The 13,601-nt window shown below is 43.5% G+C and carries 16 protein-coding genes; 1 reads left to right on the forward strand and 15 read right to left on the reverse strand.

The genetic code is table 11. The features are described 5' to 3' along the window. Positions 1-332: 332 nt before the first annotated feature. Positions 333-1,055 (forward strand): hypothetical protein, encoded by a 723-nt coding sequence (locus PGU50_RS03230; RefSeq protein WP_118199431.1) that lies wholly within the window; start codon positions 333-335, stop codon positions 1,053-1,055. A gap of 57 nt (positions 1,056-1,112) precedes the next feature. On the opposite strand, the gene greA is transcribed toward PGU50_RS03230, so the two are convergent. From greA to PGU50_RS03305, 15 genes are all read right to left on the reverse strand, one after another. Then, positions 1,113-1,616, reverse strand: a complete 504-nt coding sequence (greA, locus tag PGU50_RS03235) for a transcription elongation factor GreA (RefSeq protein WP_008372359.1) — start codon at positions 1,614-1,616, stop codon at positions 1,113-1,115. A gap of 118 nt (positions 1,617-1,734) precedes the next feature. Further along, on the reverse strand, positions 1,735-2,763 hold the full coding sequence (gene rseP / locus PGU50_RS03240) for an RIP metalloprotease RseP (RefSeq protein ID WP_055248262.1): 1,029 nt from the start codon (positions 2,761-2,763) through the stop codon (positions 1,735-1,737). 3 nt (positions 2,764-2,766) lie between these two features. Then, positions 2,767-3,912 (reverse strand): 1-deoxy-D-xylulose-5-phosphate reductoisomerase, encoded by a 1,146-nt coding sequence (locus PGU50_RS03245; RefSeq protein ID WP_118199430.1) that lies wholly within the window; start codon positions 3,910-3,912, stop codon positions 2,767-2,769. Positions 3,913-3,930: 18 nt separating this feature from the next. Further along, positions 3,931-4,728 (reverse strand): phosphatidate cytidylyltransferase, encoded by a 798-nt coding sequence (locus PGU50_RS03250; protein ID WP_008372362.1) that lies wholly within the window; start codon positions 4,726-4,728, stop codon positions 3,931-3,933. Continuing rightward, on the reverse strand, positions 4,721-5,440 hold the full coding sequence (locus PGU50_RS03255) for an isoprenyl transferase (RefSeq protein WP_055248260.1): 720 nt from the start codon (positions 5,438-5,440) through the stop codon (positions 4,721-4,723). The genes PGU50_RS03250 and PGU50_RS03255 overlap by 8 nt, the downstream gene beginning before the upstream one ends. A 90-nt stretch (positions 5,441-5,530) precedes the next feature. Further along, positions 5,531-6,082, reverse strand: coding sequence for a ribosome recycling factor (gene frr / locus PGU50_RS03260; protein WP_008372365.1), 552 nt, complete (start codon positions 6,080-6,082; stop codon positions 5,531-5,533). 27 nt (positions 6,083-6,109) lie between these two features. Beyond that, complete coding sequence (pyrH, locus tag PGU50_RS03265) at positions 6,110-6,805, reverse strand: UMP kinase (protein WP_117834527.1); 696 nt, start codon at positions 6,803-6,805, stop codon at positions 6,110-6,112. A 167-nt stretch (positions 6,806-6,972) separates the two neighbouring features. After that, positions 6,973-7,893, reverse strand: coding sequence for a DMT family transporter (locus PGU50_RS03270; protein ID WP_270246124.1), 921 nt, complete (start codon positions 7,891-7,893; stop codon positions 6,973-6,975). An 11-nt stretch (positions 7,894-7,904) separates the two neighbouring features. Next, positions 7,905-8,633, reverse strand: coding sequence for an amino acid kinase family protein (locus tag PGU50_RS03275; protein WP_008372369.1), 729 nt, complete (start codon positions 8,631-8,633; stop codon positions 7,905-7,907). A 2-nt stretch (positions 8,634-8,635) separates the two neighbouring features. Continuing rightward, entirely contained in the window at positions 8,636-8,767 is a 132-nt protein-coding gene (locus PGU50_RS03280) for a hypothetical protein (protein WP_270203066.1), read from the reverse strand. Between the two features lie 42 nt (positions 8,768-8,809). Continuing rightward, the gene (locus tag PGU50_RS03285; RefSeq protein ID WP_118217770.1) at positions 8,810-9,331 is read right to left on the reverse strand and encodes a CarD family transcriptional regulator; all 522 of its coding nucleotides are present in this window, start codon (positions 9,329-9,331) and stop codon (positions 8,810-8,812) included. A 313-nt stretch (positions 9,332-9,644) separates the two neighbouring features. Then, on the reverse strand, positions 9,645-10,580 hold the full coding sequence (locus PGU50_RS03290) for a tRNA dihydrouridine synthase (protein WP_270246125.1): 936 nt from the start codon (positions 10,578-10,580) through the stop codon (positions 9,645-9,647). Further along, positions 10,577-11,251, reverse strand: a complete 675-nt coding sequence (tsaA, locus tag PGU50_RS03295) for a tRNA (N6-threonylcarbamoyladenosine(37)-N6)-methyltransferase TrmO (protein ID WP_118217767.1) — start codon at positions 11,249-11,251, stop codon at positions 10,577-10,579. The genes PGU50_RS03290 and tsaA overlap by 4 nt, the downstream gene beginning before the upstream one ends. Beyond that, positions 11,242-11,916 carry a YoaK family protein gene (locus tag PGU50_RS03300; RefSeq protein ID WP_055158490.1) on the reverse strand — a complete coding sequence of 225 codons (675 nt, stop codon included), beginning with the start codon at positions 11,914-11,916 and terminating at the stop codon, positions 11,242-11,244. Before PGU50_RS03300 ends, tsaA begins: the two co-directional genes overlap by 10 nt. Before the next feature lies 1 nt (position 11,917). Continuing rightward, positions 11,918-13,348, reverse strand: coding sequence for a DUF512 domain-containing protein (locus PGU50_RS03305; RefSeq protein ID WP_118217766.1), 1,431 nt, complete (start codon positions 13,346-13,348; stop codon positions 11,918-11,920). Positions 13,349-13,601 lie beyond the last annotated feature (253 nt).

Raw genomic sequence — 13,601 nt, forward strand, 5'->3', positions numbered from 1 at the left:
CGTCTCCCAAAACGGTAGACGAGTCCCACTATACATCTTCGTATATCACCAACTGTTTCCCGCTCGGATCTACCTTGCCGTCAAAGTCTCTTGTATAAAATTATCTCCATTCAGCATTCAGATAGGAATCTTCCACTCCGTCTGCATCATTATTTTTAATTATATCTCCACGCCTATAGGTCAGTCAATTCTAACTATGTTTTATCATGGTATTTTTCTATATTTTTTCAGAACTTTTCTATGAATAACTGGTCAAATTCCCCATAAAATCTTGTAACAAACTTTATTGCAGCGTATACTACACCTATAAAACAAAATTTTGAGGAGCCCATATGATAAAAAAATTTTCACTACACTGTATAGAAAAAGTTTTATTCTTCATCGGCATTTTTCTGCTTACCAGCGAAATCCTGAAACAATTACTCCTGACCTTCGTCATGAATAATGGGCACTACAACCTGTGGTACTTCCCATTCCAGCTCTGCAGCCTCCCGATGTATCTGCTGGTTCTCTACCCATTTTTTCACACAGAACCTGCCAGAAATACCATCCTCGGCTTCCTTTCCACCTATAATCTTCTCGGTGGAATTGCCGTTTTTTTCGATACCAGTGGAATGCATTATCCGCTTCTGATCCTGACAGTTCACTCCTATCTCTGGCATATTTTACTAATTGTCACAGGAATCCTGTCCGGTATATTTCTGGTACAGAAATCTGTACCAATGACTCCTCTTTCCTGTTCAAAAAATATTAAAAGACAGCCGACTGACGCTTCTTCACGCCGTCTGCTGCCTTCTTTTTCCCGCATCACTTTGCTCTATATTCTGTTTGCTCTCATCGCAGAATATCTGAACCACATTCTGGATCCCTTTGGTGAAATTAATCTTTTCTACATTAATCCAGATTACCGGATGGAACAGATTTTCTTTTTGAAAATCGGTGAACTCTACGGAAATAATTCTGCAATTCTGGTCTATATCCTTGCGACTATATCAGGGGCTGGGATTTTGTATGGAGCCTGGAATCTCATGATCCGTTTTTATTCTTCTCATTGACATTGCTTTTGGGAAATTTCTGCTCCCTTGCTCACATACTCTGCCCCCACCTTCAAACTAAAACGCCCGGATCTTATCCTCCTCATCATCCGTCGTATCTTCAATCTTCCGTATCACAAGCTCATACGAATAATCATCGCTAACCTTCACCTTCACAGTCTCTCCTGCTTTATGCCCGAAGATTGCCTTTCCGATCGGAGATTCGGTACTGATATAATTATGAATTGAATTTCCACGAATCGAAGTAACCAGCTTATAGGTTTCTTCCTCGTCATCCTCCGGAAAATATACGGTCACACGATTATTGATTCCGGCAACACCTTCTTCGGAAGTATCGGATACAATCTCCGCATTTTTCAGCATTCTTTCCAAATACCGGATCCGGCTTTCATTCTGGTTCTTATATTTTTTTGCTGCATGGTATTCAAAGTTCTCACTTAAGTCTCCCTGCGCACGCGCTTCCTTGACCGCTTCAATGGCTTCCTTACGGATCACATGCTTGCGATGTTGGATTTCCTCTTCAATTTTCTTTACATCACTTTCTGTAAGCTGCTCACGCATCTTTCCATCCTTCTTTCTGTAAAATAATTTCCATCAAAATATGCATCCACTGATGCACCTAACACAAAGCACCTCAATTGTAGCCAATCGAAGTGCTTCGTAAAATTTTCCAATATCCCTAAAAGAAGATTCTCCGGATATCATTATACATCACAAATACCATCAGGCAAAGAAGAAGTGCCATTCCTGCCAGATGTACATACCCTTCTTTTTCCGGAGGCACCCGCTTTCCGCGGATCACTTCCACGATCAGAAATACCAGACGGCCTCCATCCAGTGCCGGAAGAGGAAGTAAATTCATCACTCCAAGGTTCGCTGAAAGCAGGATCGTCATCTGCAGAAGATTCAGGAAAATCAGCAGTGCTCCACCAGATTTGCTTTCCTTATACGTGGTATCCACCGCGCTCACAACGCCCACCGGTCCAGATAACTGATCCACTCCGATCCGTCCTGTCACAAGCTGTTTCAAACTGTCAATCGTCAAATTGATCCAGTATTTAACATTATACGCACTGTATGCGGCAGTCTCAAATACATTGGTCTTAACATAATTGCTGCTCGTAATTCCAATCAGATAATATCCACTGTCATTCTTCTCCGGGGTAACGGAAACCGTATTCTTTTCGCCATTTCTTTTGTATACAATCTTCATCGTCTGTCCCTGATGAAACTGATTGTAAGTAGAAATATCCTTGAAAATATGGATGTTCTTATCATTGATCTTTACAATCTCATCCCCTGCCTGAAGCCCTGCCTCAGCTGCAGGCGTTCCTGCATTTACTGTTCCTATGACCGGTTTGTCTACACCGACAAAGCAAATAATAATGAATGCACCAATAAAGGCAAGAATAAAATTAAATACCGGACCTGCGGCAATGACCGAGATCCTGCGCCACGGCGATTTGCTGTTGAAGCTTCCCTCTGACAGATCCTCTTTCTCATCTTCCCCCATCACACACGCACCGCCGATCGGCAGTATTTTCAGACAGTAGTCTGTATTTCCGATCTTTTTGTGTGCCAGTGTCGGCCCCATTCCGATCCAGAATTCATACACATTGATTCCATTAATCCTCGCCAGAAGAAAATGTCCCAGTTCATGGAAAAATACGATGAATCCAAAAAGTAAAATCGCCAGTACGATTCCCATTTGCTACCTCCTGCTTCTGATTCTGTCATACGTTTCCTGCTCTGTGTCCAGAATCTGTTCCACAGTCGGATTCGCAATTGTCTTATGTGCTTTCATGCAGTCTTCGATAATCTCTGTAATTTCCAGATATTTAATCTCCCGGTTCAGGAACTGGCTGACTGCAAGTTCATTTGCTGCGTTAAATACCGTTGGAAGTGTTCCACCGCATCGCCCTGCCTCGTAAGCAAGTGCAAGCCCGTAGAAGGTATCCATATCCGGCTTTTCAAAATCAAGGTGTCCGATACTCCAGAAATCCACACGTTCTCCCGGAAGAAATCTTCTTTCCGGATAATAAAGTGCATACTGGATCGGCAGCTTCATATCCGGAGTACCAAGCTGTGCGATCACGGCTCCGTCCACATACTCTACCATAGAATGGATCACACTCTGCGGCTGTACAACCACCTGCACATCATCAATATCCACATCAAAAAGCCATCTGGCTTCCATCACTTCCAGTCCTTTATTGACCATGGTCGAAGAATCGATCGTAATCTTACGTCCCATCGCCCAGTTCGGATGCTTTAAAGCATCTTCCACACGGATATTCAGAAGATCCTCCTGCTTCTTTCCACGGAACGGGCCACCGGATGCCGTAAGCAGGATCTTCTTCAATTCATTCTTTCCATGGCTTCCCTGCAGAGACTGGAAAATGGCACTGTGTTCACTGTCCACCGGAAGGATCTTCACACCACATTCCTTTGCAAGCGGCATAATGATATGCCCTGCCGTAACCAGTGTCTCTTTATTTGCAAGGGCAATATCCTTTCCGGCTTTGATCGCTGCAATTGTCGGACGGATGCCGATCATACCCACGATCGCCGTTACAAGGATCTCACTTTCCTCCATCGTGGCAATCTCCAGAAGTCCATCCATTCCGGAAACAACCTTTACATCCAGATCCCGGATCCGGCTTTTCAGTTCCTTTGCCTTCTCTTCTGTCCACATTGCCACAAGTTTTGGCTGGAATTCCCGGATCTGTTTTTCCAGAAGATCCACATTTGTCCCTGCCGCAAGCCCTGTCACTTCGATATCTTTGTTCTCACGGATCACCTCAAGTGTCTGGGTTCCTATCGAACCTGTTGAACCTAATATTGCTATTTTTTTCATTTGATACCTCCTGTCAGATTACATCAGTGCAACTGCCAGATAATAAATCACCGGAGCCGTGAAGATCACACTGTCGAAACGGTCCAGGATTCCACCGTGTCCCGGAATCAGTTTTCCGTAATCCTTGATCTCATGATTTCTCTTGATCGCAGATGCTGCAAGATCCCCGATCATGGAAATGATTCCACCAACAAAACAGATCAGCGCATATTCGCCGACTCCTGCCGAAGCACCACCCCATTTATTGATCGCAAGAGCGTAAAGTGCGCCGAGAAGTGCTGCGCCTGCAAGTCCACCGATTCCGCCCTCTATGGATTTCTTCGGGCTGAGCTTCGGTGCCATCTTATGCTTTCCGATCAGTACACCCACACAGTACGCACAGGTATCACATCCCCAAGAACATAAAAATACAAGTCCCACGAGGAAAAGTCCGTCTTTCAACAGACGTGTCTGATAAATATAGGATAACATAATCGCCACATAAAATACGCCAAAGTACGCAGTCATTACCTGTTCAGACACATATTTCGGAAAGGCAAATACATAAACTGCCATTACAAGGATCAGCAAAATGATTGCAAACATCATCAGATCTTCTTTTTTCTGTGCACGGATCAGAAAATAATATGCAACTACACCTATATAGCCTACGATTCCGAGTGGTGCTTTCTCAATCTTTACAACCTTGTAAAGCTCGGAAACTCCGATCAGACTGATGATCAGAAGTGTTGCAAACAATACATCCCCACCAAGGAAGATCGTTGCAAATGCAATGATAACCAGTACAATTCCGCTGAGTAATCTTGTCTTAAACATTTTCTTCGTCCTCCTTGATTCCGCCGTATCTTCTGTCTCTGCTATTATATTGCTCAATTGCTTTTTCTAATTCTTCTTTTGAAAAATCCGGCCACGGAACATCTGTAAAATAAAATTCTGTATAAGCAAGCTGCCATAACAAATAATTGGAAAGCCTGAGTTCTCCGCTGGTACGGATCAGAAGATCCGGATCCGGAATCCCATGTGTATCCAGATATCCTTCAAACAGTTCTTCTGTAATCTCTTCCGGTGCAAATCTGCCATCTGCACAGTCTTTTGTCATTTTTCGCATGGCACGGATCATCTCATCTCTGCTTCCATAATTGATCGCAATCTGGAAATTCAGTCCGTCATTATTTTTTGATGCCTCTTCCAGTTCCTTAATTCTGGTACGGATATCTTCATCCAGACCTGTCTTATCTCCGATCACACGGACACGCATCCGGTTCTTTTCCGCCGTCTTCAAACAGGTTTTCATATAGTTACGAAGAAGCTTCATCAGTGCATCCACTTCACTCTTCGGTCGACTCCAGTTCTCTGTGGAAAACGCATAGACCGTCAGATATTTGACACCCATCTTATAAGCAGCCTCACAGATCTTTTCCACATTCTTGCTGCCCTGCGCATGCCCGTAGTTTCTCGGCATTCCCTTTGCTTTCGCCCATCGTCCGTTACCGTCAAGGATAATGGCTATATGCTGCGGTACATTCATCTTTTAACCCTCTCTTGATTGATACTAAATTTGCTGATATAAAAAAGGAAAAGAGGCGCCAAACATCTCGCCGCCCCTTATCTTTCCTTCTTATACTGTCATAACTTCTTTTGACTTTGCATCGACTGCTGCATCAACTTCCTTGATGTATTTGTCAGTCAGCTTCTGGATCTGATCTTCAAGATCCTGAATTTCATCCTCTGAAACGTCTGTGCCTTTCAGCTTCTTGAATGCATCATTTCCATCACGGCGGATGTTACGGACTGCAACCTTGGATGCTTCTCCTTTTTTCTTAACATCTTTCACCAGTTCTTTTCTTCGTTCCTCTGTCAGTTCCGGGAATACCAGACGGATAACAGTACCATCGTTTGTTGGATTGATTCCGATATCAGACATCAGGATTGCTTTCTCAATATCTTTGATGATCTTCTTTTCCCATGGCTGAATCTGAATCATACGTGCTTCCGGAACAGAAATGTTCGCTACCTGCTGGATTGGTGTCGGTGTTCCATAATATTCTACCGTTAATTTGTTCAGAATATTCGGGTTTGCACGTCCTGCACGGATAGAAGCAAGCTCTGTATCCAGTGCATGAATGGTTTTCTGCATCTTTTCATCGTATATTTTTAATTTTTCGTTCATATGTTATCCTCCCTTAATGGGTGCTGCTTATACAGTCACCTTTGTTCCGTTGAAATTACCGCTCATTGTCTCTACGATACTGTTCTCTTCGTTCAGTCCGAATACCAGCATCGGCATCTTATTCTCAAGGCACATGATCGATGCGGTCAGATCTACTGCCATAAGCTTCTTATCGATGATCTCCTGAATAGAAATCTCATCATACTTCTTCGCTTCCGGATTCACCTTCGGATCGCTGTCATAGATTCCGTCAATTGCTTTTGCAAGAAGCATTGCATCTGCTTCAATCTCAATTGCACGGAGAACAGCTCCTGTATCTGTTGAAAAATACGGATGTCCTGTGCCACCTGCGAAAAAGATTACTTTTCCTTCGTTCAGTGCTTCCACTGCTGCATCTTTTGAAAACAGGGAAGTGAATGCTCCACAGACAAATGGAGTGAAAACCTCTGTCTTCATGCCTACATGTCTGAAAATATCGGATACATAGATGCAGTTCATCACCGTTGCAAGCATTCCAATCTGGTCAGCTTTGGTACGGTCGATCGTCTCACTGGTTCTTCCTCTCCAGAAATTACCGCCTCCGGTTACGATTGCAACCTGGATTCCCTGATCTACGATCTGCTTTACCTGCTTTGCAACGCCAATGCATGTTGCCTCATCAAAACCTGTCTTTTTTTCTCCTGCAAGTGCTTCTCCGCTTAATTTTAAAAGAACTCTTTTCATCTGTCTTTGCTCCTGTCTCTTGGTTTTTAAGATACTTTCGCATACCTGGATTTAGTATAGCATACCTGGGTTTAAAATGGAAGTTCTAAGTTTATTACATTGAGGGTGGGTAGCGCAAAATTTTGTAGAATTGGAGGAATTGACGCAGAATGTGCAAATGATTGGAACTATGCTTCTTTATTTTCTAGCTTTCCTGGCAACTGGGCGAGGATGATGGCACTGAACATCAGAATGCATCCTGCTATTTCTCGGATACTTAGTTTCTGACCTAATATCACCCAGCCTCCGAGGACAGAGAATACGGACTCCAGACTGAGGATCAGGGATGCCACGGTTGGATCGGCATCTTTTTGTGCCACGATCTGGAGGGTATAGGCTACACCACTTGAGAGAACTCCGGCATAAAGTACCGGTACTGCTGCTGCGAAAATATCTGACAGCCGTGGTGTTTCAAATAAAAACATTGGAATTGCCGACAAAACTCCGGTTATAAAGAACTGGGTGCAGGCGATCCGCACACCGTCTGCTTTTGGTGAAAAATAATCGATCACCAGAATGTGGATGGTAAATACAACCGCACATAGCAGTACCAGAATGTCTCCTTTTGCAAGTACCAGCTTATCGGTAATACACAGCAAATACAAGCCTGCGACAGAAATTGCCACGCTTATCCAGATTCTCACTCCGGCTTTCTTTTTCAGAAAAATTCCAAAGATCGGCACAAGCACGATATAAAGTGCTGTAATAAATCCGGCTTTTCCTACCGTTGTGTACTGTATTCCGATCTGCTGCAGGTTACTTGCCACACAAAGTGCCAGTCCACAACAGATTCCACCCAGGATGACATTCTTTTTTTCTTCTTTCCTATCTGTTTTTTTCTGTCTTTCTGCTCCGTCATTTTTCGCACGCCATTTGTCCAGGAAACAGATACATGGAATCAGAAAAATCCCACCGATCAAAGAGCGTACACAGGTAAATGTAAAGGGCCCGATATAATCCATCCCCACGCTCTGTGCTACAAAAGCTGTTCCCCAGATAAATGCGGTCAAAAAGAGCATCAGTGTATTCTTTCCTGTCATTTTCTTCATCGAGCCGTCTCCTATTTGCCAAGTTCGTGAAGATATAATTTTGCTTCTGTTTCAATGAAGATCGTTCCGGCTCCGTTTACACTGAAGAATTCGATTAGAAGAACGTGACGGATTCTTCCGTCCAGAATATGTACACGGTTGACACCATTTTTTGATGCCTGAAGACCATAGCCGATGATCTCGTCAAATTCTTTCGGGAAATTACGTTCTTTGCGCAGTTTTTCTACTTCCGGGACGGTAATCTTATAATAAATATCTTTTCTCTCTTCGTCTTTGTAGATTCCAGGATATTTTGACAGATAAACCAGCTTGTCCGCCTGCATCTTCTCTGCAATCTCAAGTGCAGTCTCTCTTGGATCAATATATTCGCTTTCGTTGTCGATATCATTTGGCACGATGACCGGAATATAATCATTGTCCAGCATCAGACCAATCGTCTCTGTATCCACGCCGCAGATACCAATTGCCTTAACTCCACAGAGTTCAAGGAGCTTGGCAATCCGCTTATTTTCACGGAATTTGTCCAGTCCCATACGGGTAGCATGTACCACAATCGGACGCATACCAACGCTCTTTAAAAGAACGATATCCTGCATCAGTCTCTGCTCTTCCACTCCGCTGAGCCACTCGGCACATCCGTACTCGATAACTACTGTCTTCTGATTAAAGTCTCTGATATATGGTAATGCATCTATCAGGATTGAAGCTTTATGCTCCACAAGTTCTAATTCTTTATCCATGATTACACCTCATTTTTTGTTTTATCTAAAACAGTATAGCATAGAATGATCTCTATTTGAAGAACCCATTTTTCACAAAAAACAGAAAGTGGCAAATGTTCTGTAAAATCACCCTTTTTCGCTGCTACCACCATTTTTTTCACATCCATTATACCCGGAAGAACCGGTTCCTTGCATCAGCAAAGTACCGGTTCCTCTGTCTCATTCATTTGATTCGTGATATAGGCTTCCATTCCGCTCTCCGGAATCCCAAGTGCTATGGATAGCTCCGAATACAGGTTGCCTTCTGCCATCCTCAGATAACGTTCGTCAGTCGCCGTGATCTTCTTTCCCTGCTTCAGGCGGGACATCTTCCGCTGATAAAGTGTCTTGATGATCCGCACCCATTCTGCACATTTGCAGCTTTTCATGCATTCCTTGTACTTTTCCTCTCTCTGCTTCTCGCTTCCGATCCAGAGTCCTTCGATCTGTGGAATCTCACGGATCAATTCTTCTGCTTCTTCTTTGGAAATGACTTTTCTCATGACAATCTTCTCATTGTCTACCGGTGTAAATACTTTTCCATGCTTTTCACGTACCGGTCGCAGAATATAATACAGTTTGTCCTTCGGCACTCCGTCCATTTTCAGCGTCGTAATTTCAGTCACTTCACAAATTCCTGTCCGGCCATAAACAATCAAATCTCCTACTTCGTACATTCTCTTCCTTCTTTCTTAAACTTGCCGAATCTCTACTTCTTTATTTTATCAGAAAATTAGTTTAAATTCTAATGTTTTTCAGATTTTTGTGAATCTTAGTCAAAGCTAACGCCTGTGGTTTTATGCAATTTTACTAGAAAATAGGGGGATTTTGTCGCAAGATGCGTCCCAAAAAGAGTCCTGCCCCATTCTTTTTGGGACTTAGACACTCGACTAAAATTTACTCTTTTTCCACAGTACGAGAAATTGATAAAACCTGGGGAGAGGCGCTTGACCGTTGTTCCAGGTGGAAGGTGTTTCTTGAAGATATGCTTTATTCATATGGGCACTCTTTCAATAAACATTCAACCGCCATCCGGTATTCCCGGATGTTCTGGCTTTTGCGGATTTGCGTCAGATATTCTTCACTGTTTTTAAAGTTTTTTCCAAGATACCACCAGAGTTCTTTCATTTTGACTACTGCGTTTTTTTCTTCTGGAGATTTTTCGATATAGGCATCAAGAAGATGATCGCAGAATGTAGCAATCTTCTTGGTGTCAAATGTAGATTTCCCTTTTATAACTGCCGGAAGAAATGGGTTCATCAGAATTCCTCTTCCGAGCATGATGCATTCTGTTTCGGGAAATTTCTGATGGAAGATTTGGTAATTTTCCGCACAAAAAATGTCTCCATTATAGACCAGAGGATTTTTGCTGTTCCGGCAGGCGTAGGCAAAAGTGGTCCAGTCGGGTTTGTTTTTGTAGTAATCCTGCTGGACTCTTGGATGAAGGATCAGTTCTTCCAGAGGATATTGGTTATAGATATCCAGAAGCTCTTCGAACTCTTCCTGATCATATTTACCGCTTCTTGTTTTGATAGAGATTTTCATATCGAGTTGATCGAAAACTTCGGCAAGGAAATGATTCAGTTCATCGGGATAAAACAAAAAACCGGATCCCCTTTTCCGGTTGACGACTGTTTTGGAGGGGCAGCCGAGATTCAGATTGACTTCTTCATATCCGAATTCTTTCAACTGCCGGGCCAGGCGGATGAAATCCTCGGCGCGGTTGGTCAGGATCTGCGGAACGGTATACATGCCCTCATTATTTTCCGGAAGGATCTCATTCCATTCCTGTCTGCTGAATTTGCCTTTCGGGTTTGGATTTAAAAATGGTGTAAAATATTTATCCACTGGTTCAAAAAAGGTGTGATACGCCCTGCGGTATACCTCACCTGTAATGCCCTCCATTGGCGCCAGATAGATTTTCATGACCTTTCTACCTCCGTCACATAAAGTGTTTCTTTGTCTACCCGGAAATGAATTTCCATTCCCGCGTAAGACATGCCGTAAATCCGGACTGGATCCTTTTGATAAGAAGGTCTCGGATCCTGCTCCAGGATCTGAATCAGTGCTACTCTTTTTTCAGCCGGAATCTGTTCCAAATACATTTCCGGGAAATTCACATCCAATTTATAATCTTTCTTTTCTTCCGCGAAACCGCCTTTTGCCTCCGGGTGGCTATCCACGTATGGAAGGTAGGGCTTGATATCGTAGATCGGCGTCATATCCAGAAGATCCGCACCTTCCACGATCAGCACCGGGCCTTCTTTTTCCCGGAATTCCACCCCAATAAGCTTTACTGAAGAAAGTCCGATCGGATTCGGGCGAAATGGAGAACGGGTGGCAAAAACTCCCACCCGTCTGTTACCACCAAGCCGCGGTGGACGTACCGTCGGGCTCCAGGTATCCCGGATAGATTCCGAAAATTCCCAGATCAGCCACAGATAATCATACGCCTCGATTTCCCGCAGTGCATCCGCATTCTGATATTCCGGCAGAAAATGGATTTCTGCCCGGGTATCCGCAAGATTACTCTGTCGCGGAATCCCGAATTTCTCCACAAAATCAGATCTTATATACGCGATCTGCTTTATTTGCATTGTTCTTTTTCTCCATCAACAAACATCATCACAAAAGCAACTGCCAGAATTGCAGAAGCGATCAGAAGTGCCTTTTCAGCAAACATTTCCACACAGGCATTTCCGATAACTGCACCGATCACAAAGAAGAAGATGATTCCATAGTACAAAAGTCCTTTCTTGATATACTCTTTATCCTTCGTGTTCGCATAACTGCACATATGCTGGGTCGCACTTCGTAAGTTTCCGATGCACATGGTGGTTGCAATTCCGTTTCCATGGATTTTGCGGAAGCTTTCCACCTGAATCCCACACGCAAGGGACGTGAGTGCATTCGCCACCAGATTAAAATCCTGTGGGATAAAGCTGACACTCAGCAGGATCACTGCCTCACAGAATACCGAAATCTGTCTCCAGTGCAGAAGTGTCAGATTTTTCGTCCGTATTTTCACCAGATCCGCAAGGGCGATTCCAATGGCAAATGCCAGCACCGGAACCAGATAGTGGAGTGCCATATGCCAGTTTCTCTCTGAAATATTGATTCCAAGAAGCAGAATATTTCCGGTTTGTGCATTGGCAAATACTTTTCCTCTGCACATATAGGAATAGGCATCCATAAATCCACCGGCAATCGCAAGAATCACACCAAGTTTAATTGATTCTGACATCTGTTTTGAAAATTTCAAGTTACTCATCCTCTCTGTCGTATGCTTTGATGTATACAAAATTCTCATTGTTTCGTTCTGTATGATAATCCAAATTCAGTGCCGCGTCAAGAAAATCCTTACCACCGGACTCCACTGCCTTCACCGTCATGCCAAGTGCCGCTTCCACGTCCTGCACCGTCAGATCATCCAGAAAGACCTCTTCTCCGCTTCGCAGCATATTGATCGGAATCTGCAGAGTATCTCCCAGATCCTCTCCTGCTTCTTTTCTCTCTTTTAACTGTGCCACCAGATCCTGTCCGGTAATCAGACCGGATACGGTGATCGTCTCACCAAAGAAATCATTACGAATGCAGGTAACCGTGATCTTTACTTTTGGAAATGCTTCCGTGATCTTGTCTGCAAATTCCTGAATTGTCGGATACGCAAGCTTTGCAGTCGCAATGGTAAATGTCCGTGCGATTCCTTCTTTTAACTTTGGATATTCTTCACTTTCCTGAAGCTCTTCAAAGGCATGGTAAAATTCATCCCGTAGAAGCCGCATCATGCCAACACCATTTTCCAGCTGGATATATCCGTCATAACGTCCTTCCTCTGGGAAATCCCGCTCTGCAAGGATATACCACTCGTCACTTGCATGGATAAAATGAAGTCCAAACTCGTCATACGCCTTCTTCTGATAGCTCTCGATCAGATCAATGACCTCTTCCGCTTCTTCTTTATCAAAAAGCTCCAGTGGATAAAGTCCCTCCCTGTATTTGGAAAGTCCTGCCGGAACCACTGACACACTCCGCATAAACGGCAGATACTTCATCAGATCTTCGATAGAACGCTTCAGCTCATCCTTATCATTAACTCCCTTGCACAGTACGATCTGCCCATTCATCTCCACATGTCCGGCATACAGATCATCCAGGAATTTCAGCTTTTCTCCGGCGAAACGATTGTGGAGCATCTTGCAGCGCAGTTCCGGGTTCGTTGTCTGCACAGAAATATTGATCGGCGCAAGCTGCATCTCGATAATACGGTCCACATCCTTCTGCTTCATATTCGTCAGGGTAATATAATTGCCCTGCAGGAAAGACAGACGGGAATCATCATCTTTAAAATACAAAGTCTCACGCATTCCCGGCGGCATCTGGTCGATAAAACAGAAAATACACTTGTTGCTACAGGAACGGTAGTCACTCATCAGACCATTTTCAAATTCTACGCCAAGGTCATCATCATACTCTTTCTCGATCTCCAGAAGCCATTCTTCCCCGTCCGGCTTGCGGATCAGCACTTCTACATACTCATCCTTGATCATGTAACGATAATCAAAAACGTCCTCTATTTTCTGGTTGTTTATTCGTAGAAGGACATCTCCCGGCTCGATCTCCATCGCCTCGGCAATTGAATCCGGGTAAACCTCACGGATCAAATGTCCCTGATACTCATTTTTCTTACTCAAATTATATTCCTCCCAAAATTCGGAATCGGAAACAAAACCTTTTCCAGGCTAGCTTCCTCTTTCATGTAATCCTCATATTTTTATCATAAACGACTTTTTCTGCAATGATTACATACTTTTTCATCATACCATAAAACTGAAAATTTCGATAGGGATAAAATTCAGAAGCCTGAAACAGAAGCCTGAAACAAAAATTCACCCATAAATTCAAACGATACCTTTCATTCTCCAACAAAACACCGGGGAACGAAAC

Source organism: Coprococcus sp. AM11-30B, from assembly GCF_027674365.1.
GTDB lineage: Bacteria > Bacillota > Clostridia > Lachnospirales > Lachnospiraceae > Allocoprococcus > Allocoprococcus comes.

Excerpts from the sequence above, each read along its gene's own strand:
- PGU50_RS03230 (WP_118199431.1), top strand. The coding sequence starts at position 333 with ATGATAAAAAAATTTTCACTACACTGTATAGAAAAAGTTTTATTCTTC.
- greA (WP_008372359.1), bottom strand. The coding sequence starts at position 1,616 with ATGCGTGAGCAGCTTACAGAAAGTGATGTAAAGAAAATTGAAGAGGAA.
- rseP (WP_055248262.1), bottom strand. The coding sequence starts at position 2,763 with ATGGGAATCGTACTGGCGATTTTACTTTTTGGATTCATCGTATTTTTC.
- PGU50_RS03245 (WP_118199430.1), bottom strand. The coding sequence starts at position 3,912 with ATGAAAAAAATAGCAATATTAGGTTCAACAGGTTCGATAGGAACCCAG.
- PGU50_RS03250 (WP_008372362.1), bottom strand. The coding sequence starts at position 4,728 with ATGTTTAAGACAAGATTACTCAGCGGAATTGTACTGGTTATCATTGCA.
- PGU50_RS03255 (WP_055248260.1), bottom strand. The coding sequence starts at position 5,440 with ATGAATGTACCGCAGCATATAGCCATTATCCTTGACGGTAACGGACGA.
- frr (WP_008372365.1), bottom strand. The coding sequence starts at position 6,082 with ATGAACGAAAAATTAAAAATATACGATGAAAAGATGCAGAAAACCATT.
- pyrH (WP_117834527.1), bottom strand. The coding sequence starts at position 6,805 with ATGAAAAGAGTTCTTTTAAAATTAAGCGGAGAAGCACTTGCAGGAGAA.
- PGU50_RS03270 (WP_270246124.1), bottom strand. The coding sequence starts at position 7,893 with ATGAAGAAAATGACAGGAAAGAATACACTGATGCTCTTTTTGACCGCA.
- PGU50_RS03275 (WP_008372369.1), bottom strand. The coding sequence starts at position 8,633 with ATGGATAAAGAATTAGAACTTGTGGAGCATAAAGCTTCAATCCTGATA.
- PGU50_RS03280 (WP_270203066.1), bottom strand. The coding sequence starts at position 8,767 with ATGGTGGTAGCAGCGAAAAAGGGTGATTTTACAGAACATTTGCCACTT.
- PGU50_RS03285 (WP_118217770.1), bottom strand. The coding sequence starts at position 9,331 with ATGTACGAAGTAGGAGATTTGATTGTTTATGGCCGGACAGGAATTTGT.
- PGU50_RS03290 (WP_270246125.1), bottom strand. The coding sequence starts at position 10,580 with ATGAAAATCTATCTGGCGCCAATGGAGGGCATTACAGGTGAGGTATAC.
- tsaA (WP_118217767.1), bottom strand. The coding sequence starts at position 11,251 with ATGCAAATAAAGCAGATCGCGTATATAAGATCTGATTTTGTGGAGAAA.